The sequence below is a fragment of the Ruegeria sp. AL1 genome, assembly GCF_056540905.1.
The window spans coordinates 116,375-136,636 of the sequence record NZ_JBQFXP010000004.1; the positions used below are offsets into that span (position 1 = coordinate 116,375).

Sequence of the window (20,262 nt, forward strand, 5' to 3'; positions counted from 1 at the left end):
AGGGGGAAAGGGGCCAGGGTTTACAATGTCGTGCAGAACTTTAGGGTGCGCACTTCAAGCCCTAACGGCCCGGAGGCCACAATGACCGCAATCAAACAAGGCGACACGGTTCGCATCCACTACACTGGCACCCTGCTGGACGGCAAAGTCTTTGACAGCTCGGATGGTCGCGATCCGTTGGAATTTGCGGTGGGCTCGGGCCAGATCATTCCCGGTCTGGATGCGGCGCTGCCGGGTATGGAAATCGGTGAGAAGAAACGGGTCGAGGTTCCGTGCGCAGAAGCCTATGGCCCGATCAATCCCGGTGCACGGCAAAGCATTCCGCGCGAAGGTATCCCCGATGACATTCCGCTGGAGCCGGGCACGCAGTTGCAGATGCAAACCCCCGACGGGCAGGCCCTGCCAGTGACTGTTGTCGAAGTTGACGAAGCCACCGTGACATTGGACGCCAATCACCCGCTTGCAGGTCAGGACCTGATTTTCGATATCGAGATCGTGTCGATCAACTGAGGACCCGGATCAAATCCCCGGCAGTTGCCCGAGCCAGGGTTCGACTGCCGCACGGATTTGCGGCTGGGTCAGGAACGCAAACGCAATCAACATGATTGTCAGGGTCAAAAGCAGCACACGCGCGCGGCTGCTTTTCATACCGGATCGCGGTTTCGGGGCAGAATGCCCGGTGCTTGCGAGGATGTGTTCAAACTTGCTCATAATGCAATCCCTGCAACCCAAAGATGGTCAAATCTGGGCGGTCACAGGGAAAGATATGGTCACATGGCCTCGGGCTGCGGCATGCCCAGAATGTGATAGCCGCCGTCGACGCGAATGATCTCGCCCGACGTATAGGTGCCGGCATCCGAGGCCAGATAGACAGCAGTGCCGCCCACTGCCTCAAGCGTCGCGTTCGAGCGCATGGGCGCGTTCTGGTCGCAGAACTTGTAGGTCTTGCGTGCACCGCCGATGGCCGCACCGGCCAGCGTTTTCATCGGGCCGGGCGAGATCGCGTTCACCCGGATGCCTTCGGGGCCCAGATCGTTGGCCAGATAGCGTGTGGCTGATTCCAGCGCCGCCTTGGCAACACCCATGACGTTGTAGTTCGGCACAACCTTGTTTGACCCCTGATAGGTCAGGGTCAGCAGTGTGCCGCCATTGTCTTTCATCAACGGATAGGCGCGGCGCGCAACCTCGATGAAGGAATAGGCCGAGACGTCCAGCGAGTGTTTGAAGTTCGCGCGCGTGGTGTTCAAAAACCGCCCTGTCAGTTCGGACTTGTCCGAATAGGCGATGGCGTGAACCACGAAGTCGATGGTCGGCCAGCGCTTCCCAAGCTCATCAAACGCCCGGTCCAGCGATTCGTCATCGGTGACATCTGCGTCGACCATGAAATCGCTGCCCAGGCTCTGGGCCAGCGGCTCCAGCCGTTTGCCGAAGGCTTCGCCCTGATAGGTGAAGGCCAGTTCAGCGCCGGCTTCGTGCATGGCCTTGGCAATGCCCCACGCGATCGAGCGGTCATTGGCCACGCCCATGATCAGGCCGCGTTTGCCCTTGAGAAGTTCCGACATCTTATTCACCCGTTATACTTGGACAGAACCATGGACCCGTTCGTGCCACCAAAGCCGAAGCTGTTGGTCATGACACTGTCCAAACCTGCGTTTTCAACCAATTGCGTTGCAATTTCACCGGGCAGGATGCCTTCGGCGAGAGTCTCGACGTTAATCGAGGGCGTAATGAAATCATGATGCAGCATCAGCAGGCAGAAGATCGCCTCCAATGCGCCTGCCGCGCCTTGCGCGTGTCCGGTCATCGATTTGGTCGATGAAATTGGCGGCACGCCACCTTCGCCAAAGATGCGGCGCACGGCTTCGACCTCGCCCACATCTCCGACCGGGGTCGAGGTTCCGTGGGCGTTGATATAGCCCACCTTGCGGCCTTCGGGTACGGTGGACAGGGCCAGCCGCATCGCACGCTCGCCGCCCTCACCAGACGGGGCGACCATGTCATGGCCGTCGGATGTGGCGGCATAGCCGGTGACCTCGGCGTATATCTTGGCGCCACGGGCCAGAGCGTGGTCGAGGTCTTCCAGCACAACGATGCCGCCGCCGCCCGAAATCACGAACCCATCGCGATTCTGATCGAATGCGCGTGATGCTTTGTCGGGCGTGTCGTTATATTTGGATGACATCGCGCCCATCGCGTCGAACAGGCAGGACAGCGTCCAGTCCAGCTCCTCACCGCCGCCTGCAAACATTACGTCCTGCTTGCCCAGCATGATCTGTTCTGCCGCGTTGCCGATGCAATGCAGCGAGGTCGAGCAGGCCGAGGTGATGGAATAGTTGATGCCCTTGATCTTGAACGCAGTCGCCAAGTTCGCGGAAATAGTCGAACACATGCATTTCGGCACCGCAAACGGCCCGATCCGCTTGGTTGCGCCGTTTTTCAGCACAGTCTGGTGGGCGGTCAGCATGGCGCTGGTCGAAGGCCCACCGGATCCGGCCACCAGACCAGTGCGCGGGTTCACCACCTGATCTTCGGTCAGGCCGGAATCGGCGATCGCCTGGCTCATGGCGATATGGGCATAGGCGGCACCGGGCCCCATGAAGCGAAGGGTGCGCTTGTCCACATGTTCGGCCACATCAATCTTGAGCGATCCGGCGATCTGGCTGCGAAAGCCGTGTTCGGCCATCTGCGCGTTCGCTTCGATGCCGGATTTGCCAGCTTTCAGCGAGGCGAGAACCTCTTCGGCATTGTTCCCGATGGAGGACACGACCCCCAAACCGGTGACAACTACTCGACGCATGTGCGTGCTCCTTATTTCGGGCCGGTCAGGCTCAGGCTTCGGACAGGACGACTTTCATATCCTTGACGTCGTATATCATTTCACCGTCCGCTTCGACGATTCCATCCGCCACGCCCATGGTCAGGCGGCGGGTCTGGATCGCCTTTTTGAAATCAATTTTATAAGTCAGCATTTTGCGGTCCGGGCGCACCATGCCGGTCAGTTTGACCTCGCCCACACCCACGGCCATGCCGCGCCCCTGCCAGCCACGCCAGCCCAGGTTGAACCCCGTCAACTGCCACAGACCATCAAGGCCCAGACAGCCGGGCATGATCGGGTTGCCGGGAAAGTGGCAATCAAAGAACCACAGGTCCGGCGTGATGTCGAATTCGGCCAGAACATGCCCTTTGCCATGTTCGCCGCCATCGGCCGAGATATCGGTGATACGGTCCATCATCAGCATCGGCGGGGCGGGCAACTGCGCATTGCCTGGGCCGAATAACTCGCCACGGGCGCATTTCAGCAGATCGTCCTTATCAAAGCTGCTCGGGAATTGGGCCATTCTGCCGCCTCTCCTGCCAGGGGTCCGTTCATTCAATCTGGCCTCGTCTAGCACCCGTTTGCAAGGTCCTGCAAGAGCGGCGGCCTACATCATGTTGTGTTCAGGGCGTTCTTTGCGAATGAATTTCATTTGAAATTACCTGACCAAAGCACTTATATATAAGTCAGCAACAAAATGGTATCGGATTCATGACACCTGAAAGCCAAAGCATAGCCACGAATTGGTTGGTTGACGCCGGTTTGCGCCCGACACGGCAGCGCGTGGCTCTGGCCGAGTTGCTGGTGGGTGACGGGCGGCATCGCCATGTCACGGCCGAAAGCCTGTTTGAATCGGCGAAAGAGAATGGCGATGCCGTGTCTCTGGCGACGGTCTACAATACGCTGCGCGCCTTTTGTGACGCAGGCGTTCTGCAGGAAATCACGGTGGACGGGTCAAAAAGCTATTTTGACACCAACACGCATGACCATCCCCATTTTTATTGGGAAGAAGAGGCGCGGCTGAGCGACGCCCCATCCGAAGAACTGGTGATTCAACGTCTTCCCAAGGCTCCTGAAGGTGTCGAGATTGCATCGGTCGATGTCGTGATCCGTCTGCGCAAGAAATAATCCCGTTTGAAATCGATGACTACGTTCCCGCTGATGCGCGGGACAGGTGTGTCCTGTATTTCGATATGCGCTGAAATGGCTTGAACAACTACAGCTCTCATGAGCAGATTATCGCGGAACGGGCATGGAGGCAGAAATAATGCACCCTTTGGTTTCACAGGAAATGATTGGCGCTTATCAGCAAGATGGTGTTGTGCTGGTCCGGGGATTGTTCGCGGATCACGTTGATGCATTGCGCGATGGGGTCGCAATGAATATGGCCGAGCCCGGCCCATATGCTTCGGAGAACCAGAAACAGGGTGAGACGGGTCGGTTTTTCGACGACTATTGCAACTGGTCACGCATCGCGCCGTTTCAGGAGGTGATCCGGACCTCTCCGGTTGCCGAAGTTGCCGCTGATCTGATGCAGTCGCAGACCGTACAGATGTTTCACGATCATGTCCTGGTCAAAGAGCCCGGCACGTCGATGGCGACCCCCTGGCATCAGGACGGACCGTATTACTTTGTCGAAGGACGGCAGACGATCAGTTTCTGGTCTCCGCTGGACCCAGTGACCGAAGCGACATTGCGGTGTGTCGCCGGGTCGCATCGGTGGGAGAAAGAGGTATTGCCGACCCGCTGGGTTTCGGAAGAGGGGTACTTCCCAGATGAAGGGCAGTATATTCCGGTTCCGGACCCGGATGCCGAGGGCATGCGGGTCGTCGAGTTTGATATGTCACCGGGCGATGCGGCGGCGTTCAACTATCGGACATTGCACGGGGCGCGTGGCAATCGGTCGGACTGTCGGCGACGGGCGTTTTCGTTGCGTCTGCTTGGCGATGACGCGCGGTATGTCGAGCGCCCCGGACGCACGTCGCCGCCGTTTCCGGGGCATGGCATGGAGCCTGGTCAGCGTTTGAGAGAAGACTGGTTTCCGGTTTTGTTGCGGCGATAGGGGGCTCTGCCCCCGCCGCGACTCCCCCGAGGTATTTTCAAACAGAAGAAATGCGGATCAAAACCATTGGCCGGATTCGATCAGGCCGAGGTCGAGCAATTGCGTGGAAGACCACTCGAACGGTCTTGAGTGTTGCCAGCGAAACGTGCGGATGTCGAATGTGGATCCTGCGTTGGATTTCAGCGCCTTGGCGGCGCGGAAAGAGCAGATTGCTGCTGTCATGTTGTGATGCCACGGGCAGGAATAGGTGTTGTATTCCGGCTCGGTGAAGGTGTGATCGGGCCGCAGCAGGATGTCCTTTTGGGATTTGAAGATGGCGATACGGTCGATGCGACGGCGCTCATAGGGGATGTGATCCTCGAACCGCCAACGCAAACCGCCGGACATCTCAAGCTGCCGGTCGAGCGGGTGGCCCTCGGTGTCGTGGCGGGAATGTGCGTAGTAGCCGGTGCTGTCCAGCAGGGCGCGGTCGGGGGCGACGCCATTTGGAAACATGTCCAGATCATCGGCGTAAAGGTCCACAACGTGGCAGAGCATGGCCTGTCTGCGTTCTTCTGTGTGGAAAGTCAGCATTTCGCCCACCGTCCGCGTTTCACAAAACGGGAAGAACAGATACTCAGCGTTATAGCAGTAATACATCCACAGGCCGGGCGCGGATTTGACAATCTGGTTGATCGCGTCGAACACAGTTGTGCGGGGGGCGCAGGTCATGGTCACGCGATGGATGCGCCGGGCAAGCTCGGGGTCGAGGTTGAACGATCCGGGCATGAAGGCGATCACGGATTTGAAGCCCAGATTCAGGTGGTGGCGGATGGTGCTGTCGACCTCGACATCATCTTCGGCAAAGATCAGGGCGACCGGACCTGTGAGCAGCGCTGTCTGGCCGGTTTGCAAGAATGCTTGGAGCGTGTCGTAGGTCATTGCCTGTCAGGATGTATCGCGCTGCGGTTTTTCGCCAAAATCGGGTAAACCGCGCGCCATTGCAAGCGGCGTTCGATATGTATAGATGACGCCGATCCCGCGAACGCAAAGGCCGTTTTCATGTCAGACCCGAAAAAGCTGTATATCAAGACCTATGGCTGTCAAATGAATGTCTATGACAGCGAGCGTATGGCTGAAACGCTGGGCGGGCAGGGTTATGTCGAAACCCAAAGCCCTGATGACGCGGATATGATTCTGCTGAACACTTGCCATATTCGCGAGAAAGCGGCCGAGAAGGTCTATTCCGAGTTGGGCCGGTTCAAGGGGTTGAAGGCGGACAAGCCGGACCTCAAGATCGGCGTCGCCGGGTGCGTGGCGCAAGCCGAGGGCGAAGAGATCATGCGCAGGCAGCCTCTGGTCGATCTGGTGGTCGGGCCGCAAAGCTATCACCGACTGCCCGAGATGGAGGCGAAAACGCGGGAGGGCGCCAAGGCGCTGGACACCGATTTTCCCGAAGAGGACAAGTTCGAAAAACTCAGAAACCGTCCCAAGGCCAAGCGCGGACCAACGGCGTTTTTGACTGTGCAGGAGGGCTGCGACAAGTTCTGCGCGTTCTGCGTGGTGCCCTATACGCGTGGCGCCGAGGTTTCACGCCCCGCTGATCGTATCCTGCGCGAGGCGCGTGATCTGGTCGAGCGCGGGGTGCGGGAAATCACGTTGCTGGGCCAGAATGTCAACGCCTATCATGGTGCGGGCCCAGATGGTGACATGACCCTGGCTGGTCTGATCTGGGAGTTGAACAAGGTCGACGGGCTGGAGCGCATCCGGTTTACCACATCGCACCCCAATGACATGGCCGATGATCTGATCGAAGCGCACGGGACCTGCGACAAGCTGATGCCTTATCTGCATCTTCCGGTGCAGTCCGGTTCGGATAAAATCCTGAAAAGGATGAACCGCAGTCATACCGCCGAAAGCTATCTGCGCCTGATCGAGCGCATCCGGACAGCACGACCTGATATTCTTATGTCAGGTGATTTTATCGTCGGGTTCCCGGAGGAGACCGAAGAGGATTTCCAGGCCACGCTGGAACTGGTCGAACGGGTCAGGTACGGCTATGCCTATTCGTTTAAATACTCGACGCGACCGGGCACACCTGCGGCAGAACGGCCACAGGTCGAGGCCGAAGTGGCGGATGACCGCTTACAACGGCTGCAATCCGTGATCACGCGCCATCAGCGTGAAATTCAGGATTCGATGGTGGGGCGTACGGTTAGCGTGTTGTTCGAGAAACCGGGGCGGCTGAACGGCCAGATGGTCGGGAAGTCCGAATATCTTCATGCAGTTCACGTTTCCGGCGCAGATGTGGCTGCAGGTGACTTACGCAAGGTAAAGATTACGGCATCCGGAGCGAACTCGTTGGCCGGCGAATTGCTCTGAGTCGGGCTGCCACCCAGTCAGAGTGAAACGGTCACCCGAAATTTACCCTTGATTTATGATTCGGAACTATGTTCCGAGCATGGCTAGTTTTTCAGGGCCGGGTCCCTGAGGTGTAATAATTGGCGTTGGTCGGCGGTGTTGGTCACAACGTTGCGGAGGGTGGGTATAGTGAACCAGTTGCTTGTCCAGAGTTTCATACAGCGTTGTTTGGCTTCCGCAGCTTTGCTGGTGATCGCCTGTCCGGCTTTTGCGGGTGACGTGATCGGGGAGATAGCTGAGCCCGATATTATCGCCCCCACCAGGATTGCCGAAGACGTAAGCGCGTTTTATCTGGGACTAAGTGCGGGCTATGGCGACGGCGGGTCGGATCGCTTTGGCCTGTCCGTGGCAGGCAATACTTTTCCGGTTGGTGAGTTGGAGCCGCAGGGGACTTATGGTGGCGTTCGCGGTGGATGGCGGGGTTATTTACCGACCTTTGGTGGACGCGAATATGTATATGGGATCGAGGTCGGCTACGACTTTGGCACGCTGGAAGACGATGTGACCACCCAGATCGGCGGAACAATCGTCGATGCTGCCTCGGAAATCTCGGACATATGGTCTGTGCGGCTTCGCAACGGTGTTACCAATCGAAGCGGCAATATCCTGTATTTCGTAACTGTCGGATACGTACAGGGCGAGATTACCACGCGTAATACTCTGACGGCCGGGGGCATTTCGGACACGGCTGAAGATATTGATACGCGGAACGGGTTTTCGGCCAGTCTGGGGGCCGAACACAAGATCAACGAAAACTGGTCGATTACGGGCGAGATTGAGTATCTGCAATTCGAATCGGAACGCGTGGATCTGGGTACCGGGCTGGCAACGAAATCGACACCCAACTATCGCGGCCTGCGCTTCGGTCTGAATTACACGTTCTGACGCGCCGGGTGGTGCCGTTCCAAGGACGTGACCAGAGGTGTTCGGTGCTTTTGCCATTCACTTTGCAAATATTTTATCTGCCGCTTGCATCCGCTTGGAAATCCTGTCTACGCTCGGGGTGTAACGCCAAGACAGGAGAACGGATTGGCCATCGGTGCCCTGACCCCACCGCAAGATGACATGCCCCCGCAAGAGGCGCTTGTTGAATTTCCCGATAACCGACTGCTGATTGACCTTTGCGGCGAATATGACCGCAATCTTGCTGAGATCGAACAGAAGCTTTCAGTCCAGATTCTGCGACGCGGCAACCAATTGGTCGTCATGGGCGAAGAAGAGGCGCAAAAGCAGGCCGTCGAAGTGCTGCAGGCGCTTTATGCGCGGCTGGAAGGCGGGCGCGATGTTGAAGCCGCAGATGTGGACCGCGAATTGCGCATGGGCAATTCCGAGGTTGGAACCGGCACCCGTGATGGCGATCAGCTTGAGATGTTCAAGGGCGGCACAGTCGAGATCAAAACGCGCAAGAAACTGGTTGAACCGCGCACCGACGCGCAGAAAGCATATGTTCAGTCCCTGTTCAGCAATGAACTCGCATTCGGCATCGGGCCTGCGGGTACCGGCAAAACTTATCTGGCCGTGGCGGTGGGCGTGTCGATGTTCATCGGTGGGCATGTCGATAGAATCATTCTCAGCCGCCCGGCGGTCGAAGCCGGGGAAAAACTGGGGTACCTGCCGGGCGACATGAAGGACAAGGTGGATCCCTATATGCAGCCGCTCTATGACGCGCTGAACGATTTTCTGCCGGGCAAGCAACTCGCCAAGTTGATCGAGGAAAAGCGAATCGAAATCGCGCCTCTGGCCTTTATGCGGGGGCGGACACTGGCGAATGCGTTTGTTGTGCTGGACGAGGCGCAGAATGCCACGACCATGCAGATGAAGATGTTCCTGACCCGATTGGGTGAGGGTAGCCGCATGGTGATCACCGGCGACCGCTCGCAGGTTGATTTGCCGCGCGGTGTCCAATCAGGTCTGGCCGATGCGGAACGGTTGCTGAAAACGCTTCCGAATATCAGTTTCAACTATTTCACCTCGAAAGATGTGGTGCGCCATCCGCTTGTCGCCGCCATCATCGAAGCGTATGAGGCCGATGCGGGCCGCGAAACAGGTTAGACCTGACGCGGCGCGCGTGCGCCACAGTGTCGGACAACTGGTATGAACCTGGAAATCACTCTTGAGGACACCCGCTGGCGGGAACTGGAGGCATTGTCCCACCGCGCCATCTCGGCAACCCTCGCTCATTGCGATCTTGATCCCGATGAATGTGAAATCAGTGTCTTGGGCTGTGATGACACGCGAATTGCCTTGCTGAATGCCGAGTTTCGGCAAAAGCCGTCCCCGACCAACGTTCTAAGCTGGCCCTCCGAGGATCTGGCTCCGGAACAGCCCGGTGCCGTACCCGCGCGGCCACAGGCCGATTTTACCGGAGAAATCAGCTTGGGTGATATCGCGATTTCCTACGACACCTGCGCGCGTGAGGCGGACGAAGCCGCAAAACCCATGACTGATCACGTCACCCATTTGCTGGTTCACGGAGTGTTGCATTTGCTGGGCTATGATCACATTCGTGACCCCGACGCCACTTTGATGGAGAGGGTCGAGGTCGAGATACTTGGCAAACTGGGTGTTAATAACCCATATAATGGGTGATGTGGGCAGATTTGTCCGACCAATTGGAACAGGAAAATGGACGATACAGACGGCAGTTCTAGGGCGGCGCAGAGCGCGCACCCGCAGGACACCAACGACAGCACAGAGAAAAGCGGATTTTTTTCTCGGATTATTGATGCCTTCTCGTCGCAGGACGAAGAAGAGACCGGCTCGGTCAACGGACATCGAACAACGGACCCCCAGCCACGGGGCATGATCAACCTGCGCCGGATGCGGGTGGAAGACGTGGCCATCCCGACGGCGGAAATTATTTCGGTTTCTTCAGCCTCGACCAAAGAGGAATTGGCGCAGTTATTTCGCGAAAGCGGTTTGTCGCGCATCCCGGTCTATGACGGAACGCTGGACACGCCGCTTGGCTTTGTCCACCTCAAGGACTTTGCGCTGACCCATGGCTTCAATGGTGACACGACCGAGTTTGACTTGCGCTCGATGCTGCGAACCTTGCTGTTTGTACCACCATCGATGCCCATAGGCGTTCTGCTGACCAAGATGCAGACCGAACGCCGCCACATGGCGCTGGTCATTGACGAATATGGCGGTGTCGATGGATTGCTGACCATCGAAGACCTGATCGAACAGGTGGTCGGAGAGATTGCGGACGAGCATGATGCGGACGAAGACCAGCTTTGGCTGCAGGAAAAACCGGGCTGTTATATCGTCCAGGCTCGTGTTCCGCTCGAGGACTTCGAGGCAGAGATCGGTCGGTCGCTGACCAGCCACGAGGATGTCGACGAGGAAGAAATCGACACGCTTGGCGGGCTCGTGTTCATGTTGTCTGGCCGGGTTCCGGCGCGGGGCGAGGTTGTTCTGCATCCCGAAGGCCCCGAGTTCGAAGTGATCGACGCCGATCCTCGCCGGATCAAGCGTCTGCGGGTAATGCTGCCGGATAGCTTTGCATGAACTTAATACAGCGCTGGCCCTTCTGGCTGCGGCTTGGCGCAGCGGGTCTGCTGGGTGCAGTTGCCGCTTGCGGGCTGGCGCCGCTGGGCTACTGGCCGCTGACGCTTGTGGCCTTTGTCCTGATTGGGCCAATATACCTGTCCACTGCAACACCGACGCAGGCAGGCTGGCTGGGATGGGTTTTTGCGACCGGGTATTTTGCCCATGCGCTTAGTTGGATCATCGAGCCATTTCAGGTTGACGCGGAACGCCACGCCTGGATGGCGCCCTTTGCACTGGTTTTCATGGCCGGAGGGCTGGCCCTGTTCTGGGCTGTCGCGTTCCGGGTCGCACGCAAACCCGAAGCCGCGCCGCTGGCCCAGGGAATAGCACTGGCCATCGCGCTTGCTGTGGTCGAGTTCGGTCGAGGTTACCTGCTCACCGGCTTCCCATGGGCAGGCGTCGCGCAGGTTTGGGTTGGCACTCCGGCGGCACAAGTGTTGTCCCTGGTGGGCCCATACGGTCTGGCGGCCCTGACCTTTTTGACCACACTCCCTCCGGGGGCGGTCTTGGGGAGCGAACAGTCCGGGCGCAAGCTCTTGATGGCCGGGTCCTTGTCGATGGGATTCGCCCTTCTGTCGTTCGGCTATGCCGCGACACGGCCATCTGTGGTCGAGACCGATCACACGGTTCGGCTGATACAACCCAATGCGCCCCAACACCAAAAATGGGACCCCGATTTTGCGCCTTTGTTTTTCGCGCGCCAGATCGAGTTTACCGCAGCGCAACCGAGACCGGATCTGATTGTCTGGCCGGAAACCTCGGTTCAGGCGTGGCTGGGCAGCGCGCAACCTATTCTTGATGTCATTGCGGATGCGGCGCAGGGGGCACAGGTCATCGTCGGGATTCGGCGCGCAGAGGGACCGCGTATCTATAACTCGATGATCCATCTGAACGCGCAGGGACAACAAGAAGGGCTCTATGACAAGCACCACCTGGCACCATTTGGCGAATACGTGCCGTTTGGAAACCTTATGGCGCGTTTCGGAATTCACGGTCTGGCCGCTTCGGACGGCAACGGGTTCAGCGCGGGTCCTGGCGCGGCATTGCTGGATCTGGGCCCCTTGGGAGCAGCGTTGCCGCTGATTTGTTACGAAGCGGTCTTCACGCAGGACGTCTTGTCCGCACCGGGACGTAGCGATTTCTTGTTGCAGATCACAAATGACGCGTGGTTCGGCACGCGCTCTGGCCCGTTTCAGCACCTGGCGCAAGCGCAAATGCGGGCGATCGAACAGGGCCTTCCCTTGATGCGCTCGGCCAATACCGGCGTTTCGGCAATGATTGATCCCTTGGGTCGGATCGTGGCGTCCTTGCCGCTGGGGCAGGCGGGTTATCTGGATGTGTCTTTGCCCCAGCCGCACCCGCCTACAGTTTATTCCCGCATTGGTGATTATCCGGTGTTTTCCGTCTTATTGTTCCTTTTTTCGGTGCTTTGGTGTCACGCTCGATGGGGTCGTCGCTGATTTGCGATTGACCCGCCGCAGCGCGCGCCGTATCCCCTCTGATGCCCGCCACAACGGCTTCCTGGCGTGATGGGGAAATCTTAATGGAGCACTATTCATGTCCCGACAGAACTATACCTTTACCTCGGAATCCGTTTCCGAAGGGCATCCCGATAAGGTCTGCGATCGAATCTCGGATGCCGTCCTTGATGCATTTCTGAACGAAGAACCCGAAGCGCGCGTGGCCTGCGAAACCTTTGCCACCACCAACCGTGTGGTTGTCGGCGGCGAAGTTGGCCTGTCGGATCAGGAAAAGCTGCATGATTACATGGCGCATATCGATGACATCGCGCGCGCCTGTATCAAGGATATCGGCTATGAGCAGGACAAGTTTCACCACGAAACGGTCGAGGTGACGAACCTGCTGCACGAACAATCCGCCCATATCGCACAGGGCGTCGATGCATCGGACAACAAGGACGAAGGCGCGGGCGATCAGGGGATCATGTTCGGCTACGCAACGACGGAAACGCCAGCGTTGATGCCGGCTCCGATCCAATATTCGCACGCAATTCTGCGCCGTCTCGCAGAAGTGCGCAAAAATGGGACCGAGCCCGCACTGGGACCCGATGCCAAATCCCAGTTGTCCGTGCTGTATCGAGACGGAAAACCGGTGGGCGTCAGCTCGGTCGTTCTGTCCACGCAACATCTGGACGAAGCGCTGACCTCGAACGACATCCGCGCCATTGTCGAACCCTATATTCGCGAAACCCTGCCCGACGGCTGGCTGACGGACGCAACCGAATGGCACGTCAACCCGACCGGAAAATTCGTGATTGGCGGACCCGACGGCGATGCCGGTCTGACCGGTCGCAAGATCATCGTGGACACCTATGGCGGCGCCGCCCCGCATGGTGGTGGCGCATTCTCGGGCAAGGATCCAACCAAGGTAGACCGCTCGGCGGCCTATGCCGCGCGGTATCTGGCGAAAAACGTGGTGGCCGCGGGCATGGCTGAGCGCTGCACCATCCAACTGAGCTATGCGATCGGCGTCTCCAAACCTCTGTCGATCTATGCGGAAACCTATGGCACCGGACAGGTTGCCGACGCCGAGATCGAAAAGGCCGTTGGGCAAGTGATGGATCTGACCCCGCGCGGTATTCGCGAGCATCTTCAAATGAACAAGCCGATTTATCAACGGACTGCGGCCTACGGCCACTTTGGCCGCGACCCCGAAGCAGATGGCGGTTTCAGCTGGGAACGCACCGATCTGGTCGACGCCCTCAAAGCCGCAGTCTGATCGCAATCAAAAGGCGCGCCCCTTCGGGCGCGCTCTTCATCTTTTGACAAATACTCCGGGGGTGTGGGGGCTGGCCCCCACTACCACCTCTTGCCACAAGGCGATGCCCGCAGTATGGGCACCGCCATGAGCACCCAGACTCCACAACGCCCGCGCAGAAACTTCTATGGCCGCTTCAAGGGCAAGGCCCTGAAACCCAGCCAAAAGGCCTATCTGAACGAAGATCTCGCGGCCTTGTCCCCCGGAGCCGTGGATTGGGATGCCAACCCAGAGCGCATTCCGTTGGATCTGAACGCACTGTTTAAGGGCAAGCCGGTCTGGCTTGAGGTCGGCTTTGGCGGTGGTGAGCATCTGGTGCATCAGGCGGAAAACAACCCCGATATCGGCATCATCGGGGCAGAGCCCTATATCAATGGTGTCGCCATGCTGCTGGGAAAAATCCGTCGGGCCGGTGTCGAAAACCTGGCGGTGCATCCCGGTGATGCTCGTGACCTGTTCGACGTGCTGCCCGAGGCCAGCATATCGCGCGCCTTTCTGCTCTATCCCGATCCGTGGCCGAAAAACCGGCACCACAGACGCCGGTTTGTCACACCCGAACACCTGGAGCCGCTTGCGCGCGCGTTGAAACCGGGTGCGATCTTTCGTGTGGCAACGGATATTCCCGACTATGTGCGCCAGACATTGGAAGAAGTTCCGCGCGCCGGGTTTGAGTGGCTGGCTGAACGCCCCGTTGATTGGCGCGCGCCGTGGGATGACTGGATATCAACACGCTACGAACAAAAGGCTCTGCGCGAAGGTCGGACACCGCATTATCTGACCTTCTGCCGCAAAGGCTGATTGCCGCTGGACCAACCGGCCCCAATTCGCTAATCCGCCTTGAACTGATAGCGAAAACAGGAGCCCCCATGTCCGGACACGGCACGCCCATCCCGATGACCTCGCATCCCTGCGGCCCGCTGACCGGCACGGCAGAGGTGCCTGGTGACAAGTCGATCTCGCACCGGTCGTTGATTCTGGGTGCGATGGCGGTGGGCGAGACCCGGATCACCGGCCTGCTGGAAGGCGAGGACGTTCTGGACACTGCCAAGGCGATGCGCGCTTTCGGGGCCGAGGTGACCGACCATGGTGGCGTCGAATGGACCGTGCATGGTGTGGGTGTCGGCGGCTTTGCCGAGCCGGATCAGGTGATCGACTGCGGTAACTCGGGAACCGGAGTGCGGCTGATCATGGGCGCAATGGCGACCTGTCCGATCACGGCGACATTCACCGGCGATGCCAGCCTGAACAAACGTCCAATGGCGCGCGTGACCGACCCGCTCGCGTTGTTTGGAACGCAATCCGTTGGGCGGTCCGGTGGGCGTCTGCCCATGACACTCGTCGGGGCAGCGGACCCGACCCCGGTGCGCTATGAGGTGCCGGTGCCATCGGCGCAGGTAAAATCCGCCGTTCTGCTCGCCGGTCTGAACGCCCCCGGCAAGACGGTCGTGATCGAGAAAGAGGCCACCCGCGACCACTCTGAGCGGATGTTGGCGGGTTTTGGCGCAGAGATCACCGTCGAAGACACGGATGAGGGGCGGGTGATCACGCTGACCGGTCGCCCCGAGCTAAAGCCGCAGGTCATCGCCGTGCCGCGAGACCCGTCCAGCGCGGCCTTCCCGGTCTGTGCGGCGCTGATCACACCCGGCTCGGACGTGTTGGTTCCGGGCATCGGCTTGAATCCGACCCGCGCGGGCCTGTTTACAACGCTGCGCGAGATGGGTGCCGATCTGATCTATGAAAATGAGCGCGAAGAGGGCGGTGAACCGGTTGCTGATCTGCGCGCCAAATACTCGCCCGACATGAAAGGGATCGAAGTACCGCCCGAACGTGCGGCCTCGATGATCGATGAGTACCCCGTTCTGTCGGTGGTTGCGGCCAACGCGGCCGGAACAACGATGATGGGTGGCGTGAAAGAGCTGCGCGTCAAAGAAAGCGACCGCATCGACGCGATGGCCCGCGGTTTGCGCGCCAATGGCGTGACCGTGGATGAGGGCGAGGATTGGTGGTCGGTCGATGGGCTGGGCATCGGCAACATCCCTGGCGGCGGCACCTGCGAGAGTTTTCTGGATCACCGCATCGCTATGTCCTTCATGGTGATGGGGATGGGCGCTAAAAAGCCGGTCACTGTGGATGATGGTGGCCCCATCGCCACTTCGTTCCCCATCTTCGAGCCTCTGATGTCCCGGCTGGGCGCCAAGCTTGTGCGAAATAACAGGCCAGTGTGATGTCGCACGAGAGTTTCACCATTGCGATCGACGGTCCGGCTGCAGCCGGTAAGGGGACCATCTCCAAAGGCGTGGCCGCGCATTTCGGCTTTGCCCATCTTGATACCGGTCTGTTGTATCGCGCAGTTGGTCGACGCACGCTGGACGGGATGAAACCGTTGGATGCCGCACAGGCGTTGACGGCGGATGAGCTTACGCAGGGTGATTTACGAACGGCAGAAATTGCGCAAGCCGCGTCGAAAGTGGCGGTTATCCCCGAAGTCCGTTCCGCCCTTGTCGATTTCCAACGCGCTTTTGCGCGTCGCGCTGGTGGGGCGGTGCTGGACGGGCGCGATATCGGGACGGTGATTTGCCCCCGGGCCGAGGTGAAGCTGTTTGTCACCGCCAGCGCCGAAATTCGGGCTGAGCGACGGTTTCTTGAATTGAAGGTCAAAGCGACTGAGATCACGCGTGAACAGGTTCTGGCCGACGTACGCGAACGCGATGCGCGCGACGCCGACCGCAGCACCGCGCCTATGAAACCTGCCGAGGACGCGGTTTTGCTGGATACGACTGATCTCAGTATCGATGACGCACTGGCGCAGGCCGTGGCGGTTATCGTGCAAAAACAACGCGCGACGTCCTGACGCCGCGCGCTGCTTTCATGCGCTTTACAATTCGCCGACTGCGATGCTTTTGATGTTAGCCCACTGACCATCGGCCTTTTTTGCCGTGCCGGTGACGTCTTTCAGAAACGCAGCCCGGGTTTCCGCGTTCAGGAACAGGTACAGCTTGCCATCTGCCAGCAGGTATTGATCCGGGTCACCGTCGAACTTCTTGCCGACCGAAACGCCGAACGAGCAGAATCCGCCATGCTGTGGCAGATACGCGGCCGGGTTGGCTTCGAACGCTTCGCGGTTCTCGGCGCTGGTGAAGTAGTACGAAGCGCCGTCATATGTTGCGGAATGAGTGGCGAAGCCTTCGACCGGATTGCCGTTGGTAACCAGAGCGATCAGATCGACCCCATGCGCGGCCAGCGGCGCGCCTGCGGCCGAGATGCCGTTCGAGACATTGATTTCATCTGCGGCAAAGGCCGGTGCGGCGATCAGAGGCAGAGTTGCGACCAGGGTGGTCAGGATCAGGGTTTTCATTGCGTTTCCTTCCATGTTGAAGTTTCGAGCGGCGGGGGAGGTGGCCGCTGAAACATATCTATGGCCCTTATGTGGAATGACCTATGCTGATTAGATCTTGTTATTTTGCAGATCGTTCCAAGTGTTGTCCTATCGAGAGGCGCTCTTCACCAAGCTTTGTGTGGTCACTCCGAAACCCGGCGCGTAAGGTAAGCAGGCAACCTGCAGGAGCGATACCATGATCCGACTAGTCCTTTTTCTGATGTTTCTAGCCGGAAGTCTGGCTGCACAAGAGGTCGAAGAGACCCCTGAGCTTGAGCCTCCGATGAGCTATGAGCGCTTGGGCAAGATCATTTTCGCCCTTGATCCCGAAGCAGAACCGCGCGGTTTGGGCGGGTTTCAACTGACGGTCTCGGACGTGCCGGTTCTGGTCATAACAGACGCGACAGCGGATCGAATGCGCGCGATGGTACCCATACGCAGCGCCGAAGAACTGAGCGCCGATGATATGCGTCGCATGATGCAGGCCAATTTCGACAGCGCACTGGATGCACGCTATGCCATTGCCAACGGAACGTTGTGGGCTGCATTCATTCACCCATTATCGCCTCTGGAAAAGGACCAGTTGATCTCGGGGTTGGCGCAGACAGTGAACATCGCCAAGACCTACGGCTCGCTTTACTCCGGCGGCGCACAACAGTTTGGCGGCGGCGACAGCAACAACCTACAGCGCGAGCTGATCGAGGATCTGTTGAAGAAGGGCGAGGAAATCTAAGAGCGCGATTACCGGTAAAAGCTGACCTTGTGCCGCGGTAACGTATATGTAATGTCATAACATATATAAACAGGCGGAGGTTGGTCACGTCGGGTCAACGGTACAAAAGCTCATATCCAAAAGAAACTGGCGGGCGGCGAAACTCTGGTCGCAACATGCGAAGCGGCCTGAAACGTCGACGGCGGCGAGAATCCCCCATGCGCGCCTATGATGCCCTTCCCAAAGACCTGCGGCATTGGCTCGCCACGGCCTGTTTGCCATGGAGCCCCGCATCCGCACTCAGGATATGGATGCGCGAAGGGGGAGCCAGCCGTCCTGCGGTGGCCATTGAAAAATTGAACGCCATCGAAAAGTCGATGTTGCGACGTGATGCCGGGATTTGGCACGGCAGCTAGGCGTGAAATGCCCGCAAATCATTGCTTGGCCCTTGCACCTTGCCGGAATTCCGCCTATACGCGCGCTGTCTGAACAAGGGCGGTTAACGTCCGGAGGACGTATCTGAGCAGGGCCGGGTTACCTCGGCCCTTTGTGTTGGTTAGCTCAGGCGCGTTCCGGGTCACGTCCTCAGGCACCATGAAACAAGACCGGCGGAGACAACCGCTCGGCCAGCAAAAACGTATGTAAAGGAAAACAACGCCACATGGCTAACGCATCCATGGAGGAATTCGAAGCCCTCCTGAATGAAAGCTTCGAAATGGACACACCCGAAGAGGGTTCTGTTGTCAAAGGTAAGGTTCTGGCGATCGAAGCCGGCCAAGCCATCATCGACGTAGGCTACAAAATGGAAGGCCGCGTTGATCTGAAAGAATTCGCAAATCCCGGCGAAGCCCCTGAAATCGCTGTCGGTGACGAGGTCGAAGTTTACCTGCGCGCCGCAGAAAACGCCCGTGGCGAAGCCGTCATCTCGCGCGAGATGGCCCGCCGTGAAGAGGCATGGGACCGTCTGGAAAAAGCATATGCCGACGACCAGCGCGTCGAAGGTGCAATCTTTGGTCGCGTCAAAGGTGGCTTCACCGTCGATCTGGGTGGCGCAGTTGCGTTCCTGCCCGGTTCGCAGGTTGACGTGCGTCCTGTGCGCGACGCTGGCCCGCTGATGGGTCTGAAGCAACCGTTCCAGATCCTGAAAATGGACCGCCGCCGTGGCAACATCGTTGTGTCGCGTCGCGCTATCCTGGAAGAATCGCGTGCCGAACAGCGTGCCGAGGTTATCGGCAACCTGTCCGAAGGTCAGACCGTCGAAGGTGTTGTCAAGAACATCACCGAATACGGTGCATTCGTTGACCTGGGCGGCGTTGACGGCCTGCTGCACGTCACCGACATGGCATGGCGTCGTGTAAACCACCCGTCCGAGATCCTGACGATCGGCGAAACCATCAAGGTTCAGGTCATCAAGATCAACAAAGAGACCCACCGCATCAGCCTGGGCATGAAGCAGCTGCAGGAAGATCCGTGGGATCTGGTTGCTGCCAAGTACCCGCTGGGCTCGGTCCATCAGGGTCGCGTCACCAACATCACCGACTACGGCGCGTTCGTCGAGCTGGAAGCCGGTGTCGAAGGTCTGGTGCACGTCTCCGAGATGTCCTGGACCAAGAAAAACGTCCACCCCGGCAAGATCGTTTCGACCAGCCAGGAAGTCGACGTCATGGTTCTGGAAATCGACGGCGCGAAGCGTCGCGTATCTCTGGGCCTGAAGCAGACTCAGCGCAACCCGTGGGAAGTGTTTGCAGAAACCCACCCCGAGGGCACCGAGGTCGAAGGCGAAGTCAAGAACATCACCGAATTCGGTCTGTTCATTGGCCTCGACGGCGACATCGACGGCATGGTTCACCTGTCCGACCTTTCCTGGGACGAGCGTGGCGAGGATGCGATCCAGAACTACCGCAAAGGCGACGTCGTTCAGGCGGTTGTCTCGGAAGTGGATGTCGAGAAAGAGCGTATCTCGCTGTCGATCAAAGCCCTGGGCGGTGACAAGTTCGCCGAAGCCGTGGGCGGCGTGAAGCGTGGCTCGGTCATCACCGTTGGCGTCACCGCGATCGAAGATGGCGGCATCGAAGTGGAATACGAAGGCATGAAGTCGTTCATCCGTCGTTCCGACCTGAGCCGTGACCGTGCCGAACAGCGCCCCGAGCGTTTCTCGGTTGGTGACAAGGTCGACGTTCGTGTCACCAATGTCGACAGCAAAACCCGCCGTCTGGGCCTGTCGATCAAGGCACGCGAAATCGCGGAAGAGAAAGAGGCTGTGCAACAGTACGGCTCGTCCGACTCGGGTGCATCGCTGGGCGATATCCTGGGTGCCGCGCTGAAATCCGGCGACTAAACCGGGTCCATGACTCGATACAATTCAACGGCCCCGTACATCTGTGCGGGGCCGTTTTTGTTGCGAATCAATGTGTTCCATATTCGCCGGTTAAAATATGTATCGTGCATACATGAAGGCGGATTCAGGCCATTCGGCGGAAAATCGGGTCAGATTGGCGTAAATATACCCGCCAACACACAGAGTTTACGTTCCCCCGAACTGGGTTTTTTTCTATACTGGTCAGAAC

At 58.8% G+C, this 20,262-nt stretch carries 22 protein-coding genes and 1 riboswitch; of the genes, 16 read left to right on the forward strand and 6 right to left on the reverse strand.

Annotated elements, in window-relative coordinates:
• The first annotated feature begins 81 nt into the window (after positions 1–81).
• Entirely contained in the window at positions 82–510 is a 429-nt protein-coding gene (locus tag ACRZ9X_RS07875; RefSeq protein WP_480517524.1) for an FKBP-type peptidyl-prolyl cis-trans isomerase, read from the forward strand.
• A 9-nt stretch (positions 511–519) separates the two neighbouring features.
• Here ACRZ9X_RS07875 and ACRZ9X_RS07880 read toward each other — a convergent pair whose 3' ends face one another.
• The 4 genes from ACRZ9X_RS07880 to fabA are packed head-to-tail and all read right to left on the reverse strand — an operon-like array spanning position 520 to position 3,338.
• Positions 520–711: a hypothetical protein gene (locus ACRZ9X_RS07880; RefSeq protein ID WP_480517526.1), complete on the reverse strand. Its 192-nt coding sequence runs from the start codon at positions 709–711 to the stop codon at positions 520–522.
• Positions 712–770: 59 nt separating this feature from the next.
• On the reverse strand, positions 771–1,562 hold the full coding sequence (locus ACRZ9X_RS07885; RefSeq protein WP_480517528.1) for an enoyl-ACP reductase FabI: 792 nt from the start codon (positions 1,560–1,562) through the stop codon (positions 771–773).
• Between the two features lie 5 nt (positions 1,563–1,567).
• Positions 1,568–2,797, reverse strand: a complete 1,230-nt coding sequence (gene fabB, locus ACRZ9X_RS07890) for a beta-ketoacyl-ACP synthase I (RefSeq protein ID WP_480517530.1) — start codon at positions 2,795–2,797, stop codon at positions 1,568–1,570.
• Between the two features lie 31 nt (positions 2,798–2,828).
• The gene (gene fabA, locus ACRZ9X_RS07895; RefSeq protein ID WP_480517532.1) at positions 2,829–3,338 is read right to left on the reverse strand and encodes a bifunctional 3-hydroxydecanoyl-ACP dehydratase/trans-2-decenoyl-ACP isomerase; all 510 of its coding nucleotides are present in this window, start codon (positions 3,336–3,338) and stop codon (positions 2,829–2,831) included.
• 188 nt (positions 3,339–3,526) lie between these two features.
• Between fabA and irrA the strand changes: the two genes are divergently transcribed.
• Together irrA and ACRZ9X_RS07905 are read left to right on the forward strand one after the other, a co-directional pair.
• Positions 3,527–3,943: an iron response transcriptional regulator IrrA gene (irrA, locus tag ACRZ9X_RS07900; RefSeq protein WP_480517534.1), complete on the forward strand. Its 417-nt coding sequence runs from the start codon at positions 3,527–3,529 to the stop codon at positions 3,941–3,943.
• Positions 3,944–4,079: 136 nt separating this feature from the next.
• On the forward strand, positions 4,080–4,877 hold the full coding sequence (locus ACRZ9X_RS07905; RefSeq protein WP_480517985.1) for a phytanoyl-CoA dioxygenase family protein: 798 nt from the start codon (positions 4,080–4,082) through the stop codon (positions 4,875–4,877).
• 57 nt (positions 4,878–4,934) lie between these two features.
• Here ACRZ9X_RS07905 and ACRZ9X_RS07910 read toward each other — a convergent pair whose 3' ends face one another.
• Positions 4,935–5,798 carry a hypothetical protein gene (locus tag ACRZ9X_RS07910; protein ID WP_480517536.1) on the reverse strand — a complete coding sequence of 288 codons (864 nt, stop codon included), beginning with the start codon at positions 5,796–5,798 and terminating at the stop codon, positions 4,935–4,937.
• Positions 5,799–5,918: 120 nt separating this feature from the next.
• Between ACRZ9X_RS07910 and miaB the strand changes: the two genes are divergently transcribed.
• The 10 genes from miaB (at position 5,919) to ACRZ9X_RS07960 (ending at position 16,458) form a co-directional block, all read left to right on the forward strand.
• Entirely contained in the window at positions 5,919–7,238 is a 1,320-nt protein-coding gene (miaB, locus tag ACRZ9X_RS07915; RefSeq protein ID WP_480517538.1) for a tRNA (N6-isopentenyl adenosine(37)-C2)-methylthiotransferase MiaB, read from the forward strand.
• 168 nt (positions 7,239–7,406) lie between these two features.
• Positions 7,407–8,162, forward strand: coding sequence for an outer membrane protein (locus tag ACRZ9X_RS07920; RefSeq protein ID WP_480517540.1), 756 nt, complete (start codon positions 7,407–7,409; stop codon positions 8,160–8,162).
• 144 nt (positions 8,163–8,306) lie between these two features.
• Positions 8,307–9,329, forward strand: coding sequence for a PhoH family protein (locus ACRZ9X_RS07925; RefSeq protein ID WP_480517542.1), 1,023 nt, complete (start codon positions 8,307–8,309; stop codon positions 9,327–9,329).
• A gap of 42 nt (positions 9,330–9,371) precedes the next feature.
• Positions 9,372–9,866, forward strand: coding sequence for an rRNA maturation RNase YbeY (gene ybeY, locus ACRZ9X_RS07930; RefSeq protein ID WP_480517544.1), 495 nt, complete (start codon positions 9,372–9,374; stop codon positions 9,864–9,866).
• A gap of 36 nt (positions 9,867–9,902) precedes the next feature.
• Entirely contained in the window at positions 9,903–10,787 is an 885-nt protein-coding gene (locus ACRZ9X_RS07935; protein WP_480517546.1) for a hemolysin family protein, read from the forward strand.
• Complete coding sequence (gene lnt, locus ACRZ9X_RS07940) at positions 10,784–12,289, forward strand: apolipoprotein N-acyltransferase (protein ID WP_480517548.1); 1,506 nt, start codon at positions 10,784–10,786, stop codon at positions 12,287–12,289. The genes ACRZ9X_RS07935 and lnt overlap by 4 nt, the downstream gene beginning before the upstream one ends.
• A gap of 42 nt (positions 12,290–12,331) precedes the next feature.
• A riboswitch (SAM-SAH riboswitch) is annotated at positions 12,332–12,380 on the forward strand.
• Positions 12,381–12,386: 6 nt separating this feature from the next.
• On the forward strand, positions 12,387–13,568 hold the full coding sequence (gene metK / locus ACRZ9X_RS07945) for a methionine adenosyltransferase (RefSeq protein ID WP_480517550.1): 1,182 nt from the start codon (positions 12,387–12,389) through the stop codon (positions 13,566–13,568).
• Between the two features lie 126 nt (positions 13,569–13,694).
• The gene (gene trmB / locus ACRZ9X_RS07950) at positions 13,695–14,405 is read left to right on the forward strand and encodes a tRNA (guanosine(46)-N7)-methyltransferase TrmB (RefSeq protein WP_480517552.1); all 711 of its coding nucleotides are present in this window, start codon (positions 13,695–13,697) and stop codon (positions 14,403–14,405) included.
• Between the two features lie 68 nt (positions 14,406–14,473).
• Complete coding sequence (gene aroA / locus ACRZ9X_RS07955) at positions 14,474–15,832, forward strand: 3-phosphoshikimate 1-carboxyvinyltransferase (protein WP_480517554.1); 1,359 nt, start codon at positions 14,474–14,476, stop codon at positions 15,830–15,832.
• On the forward strand, positions 15,832–16,458 hold the full coding sequence (locus tag ACRZ9X_RS07960; RefSeq protein WP_480517556.1) for a (d)CMP kinase: 627 nt from the start codon (positions 15,832–15,834) through the stop codon (positions 16,456–16,458). Before aroA ends, ACRZ9X_RS07960 begins: the two co-directional genes overlap by 1 nt.
• 24 nt (positions 16,459–16,482) lie before the next feature.
• Here ACRZ9X_RS07960 and ACRZ9X_RS07965 read toward each other — a convergent pair whose 3' ends face one another.
• A complete protein-coding gene (locus tag ACRZ9X_RS07965) occupies positions 16,483–16,962 on the reverse strand; it encodes a YHS domain-containing (seleno)protein (RefSeq protein WP_480517558.1) in 480 nt (159 codons plus the stop codon).
• Positions 16,963–17,179: 217 nt separating this feature from the next.
• Here ACRZ9X_RS07965 and ACRZ9X_RS07970 point away from each other — a divergent pair, with 217 nt between their 5' ends.
• The 3 genes from ACRZ9X_RS07970 to rpsA all read left to right on the forward strand — a co-directional run bounded on the left by ACRZ9X_RS07970 (position 17,180) and on the right by rpsA (position 20,033).
• A complete protein-coding gene (locus ACRZ9X_RS07970) occupies positions 17,180–17,716 on the forward strand; it encodes a hypothetical protein (protein ID WP_480517560.1) in 537 nt (178 codons plus the stop codon).
• A gap of 155 nt (positions 17,717–17,871) precedes the next feature.
• A complete protein-coding gene (locus tag ACRZ9X_RS07975) occupies positions 17,872–18,111 on the forward strand; it encodes a DUF6525 family protein (protein WP_480517562.1) in 240 nt (79 codons plus the stop codon).
• A gap of 245 nt (positions 18,112–18,356) precedes the next feature.
• The gene (rpsA, locus tag ACRZ9X_RS07980; RefSeq protein ID WP_480517564.1) at positions 18,357–20,033 is read left to right on the forward strand and encodes a 30S ribosomal protein S1; all 1,677 of its coding nucleotides are present in this window, start codon (positions 18,357–18,359) and stop codon (positions 20,031–20,033) included.
• Positions 20,034–20,262 lie beyond the last annotated feature (229 nt).

Coding starts and splice junctions, on each gene's coding strand:
- ACRZ9X_RS07875 (WP_480517524.1), top strand. CDS start 82: ATGACCGCAATCAAACAAGGCGACACGGTTCGCATCCACTACACTGGC.
- ACRZ9X_RS07880 (WP_480517526.1), bottom strand. CDS start 711: ATGAGCAAGTTTGAACACATCCTCGCAAGCACCGGGCATTCTGCCCCG.
- ACRZ9X_RS07885 (WP_480517528.1), bottom strand. CDS start 1,562: ATGTCGGAACTTCTCAAGGGCAAACGCGGCCTGATCATGGGCGTGGCC.
- fabB (WP_480517530.1), bottom strand. CDS start 2,797: ATGCGTCGAGTAGTTGTCACCGGTTTGGGGGTCGTGTCCTCCATCGGG.
- fabA (WP_480517532.1), bottom strand. CDS start 3,338: ATGGCCCAATTCCCGAGCAGCTTTGATAAGGACGATCTGCTGAAATGC.
- irrA (WP_480517534.1), top strand. CDS start 3,527: ATGACACCTGAAAGCCAAAGCATAGCCACGAATTGGTTGGTTGACGCC.
- ACRZ9X_RS07910 (WP_480517536.1), bottom strand. CDS start 5,798: ATGACCTACGACACGCTCCAAGCATTCTTGCAAACCGGCCAGACAGCG.
- miaB (WP_480517538.1), top strand. CDS start 5,919: ATGTCAGACCCGAAAAAGCTGTATATCAAGACCTATGGCTGTCAAATG.
- ybeY (WP_480517544.1), top strand. CDS start 9,372: ATGAACCTGGAAATCACTCTTGAGGACACCCGCTGGCGGGAACTGGAG.
- ACRZ9X_RS07935 (WP_480517546.1), top strand. CDS start 9,903: ATGGACGATACAGACGGCAGTTCTAGGGCGGCGCAGAGCGCGCACCCG.
- lnt (WP_480517548.1), top strand. CDS start 10,784: ATGAACTTAATACAGCGCTGGCCCTTCTGGCTGCGGCTTGGCGCAGCG.
- metK (WP_480517550.1), top strand. CDS start 12,387: ATGTCCCGACAGAACTATACCTTTACCTCGGAATCCGTTTCCGAAGGG.
- trmB (WP_480517552.1), top strand. CDS start 13,695: ATGAGCACCCAGACTCCACAACGCCCGCGCAGAAACTTCTATGGCCGC.
- aroA (WP_480517554.1), top strand. CDS start 14,474: ATGTCCGGACACGGCACGCCCATCCCGATGACCTCGCATCCCTGCGGC.
- ACRZ9X_RS07960 (WP_480517556.1), top strand. CDS start 15,832: ATGTCGCACGAGAGTTTCACCATTGCGATCGACGGTCCGGCTGCAGCC.
- ACRZ9X_RS07965 (WP_480517558.1), bottom strand. CDS start 16,962: ATGAAAACCCTGATCCTGACCACCCTGGTCGCAACTCTGCCTCTGATC.
- ACRZ9X_RS07970 (WP_480517560.1), top strand. CDS start 17,180: ATGATCCGACTAGTCCTTTTTCTGATGTTTCTAGCCGGAAGTCTGGCT.
- ACRZ9X_RS07975 (WP_480517562.1), top strand. CDS start 17,872: ATGCGAAGCGGCCTGAAACGTCGACGGCGGCGAGAATCCCCCATGCGC.
- rpsA (WP_480517564.1), top strand. CDS start 18,357: ATGGCTAACGCATCCATGGAGGAATTCGAAGCCCTCCTGAATGAAAGC.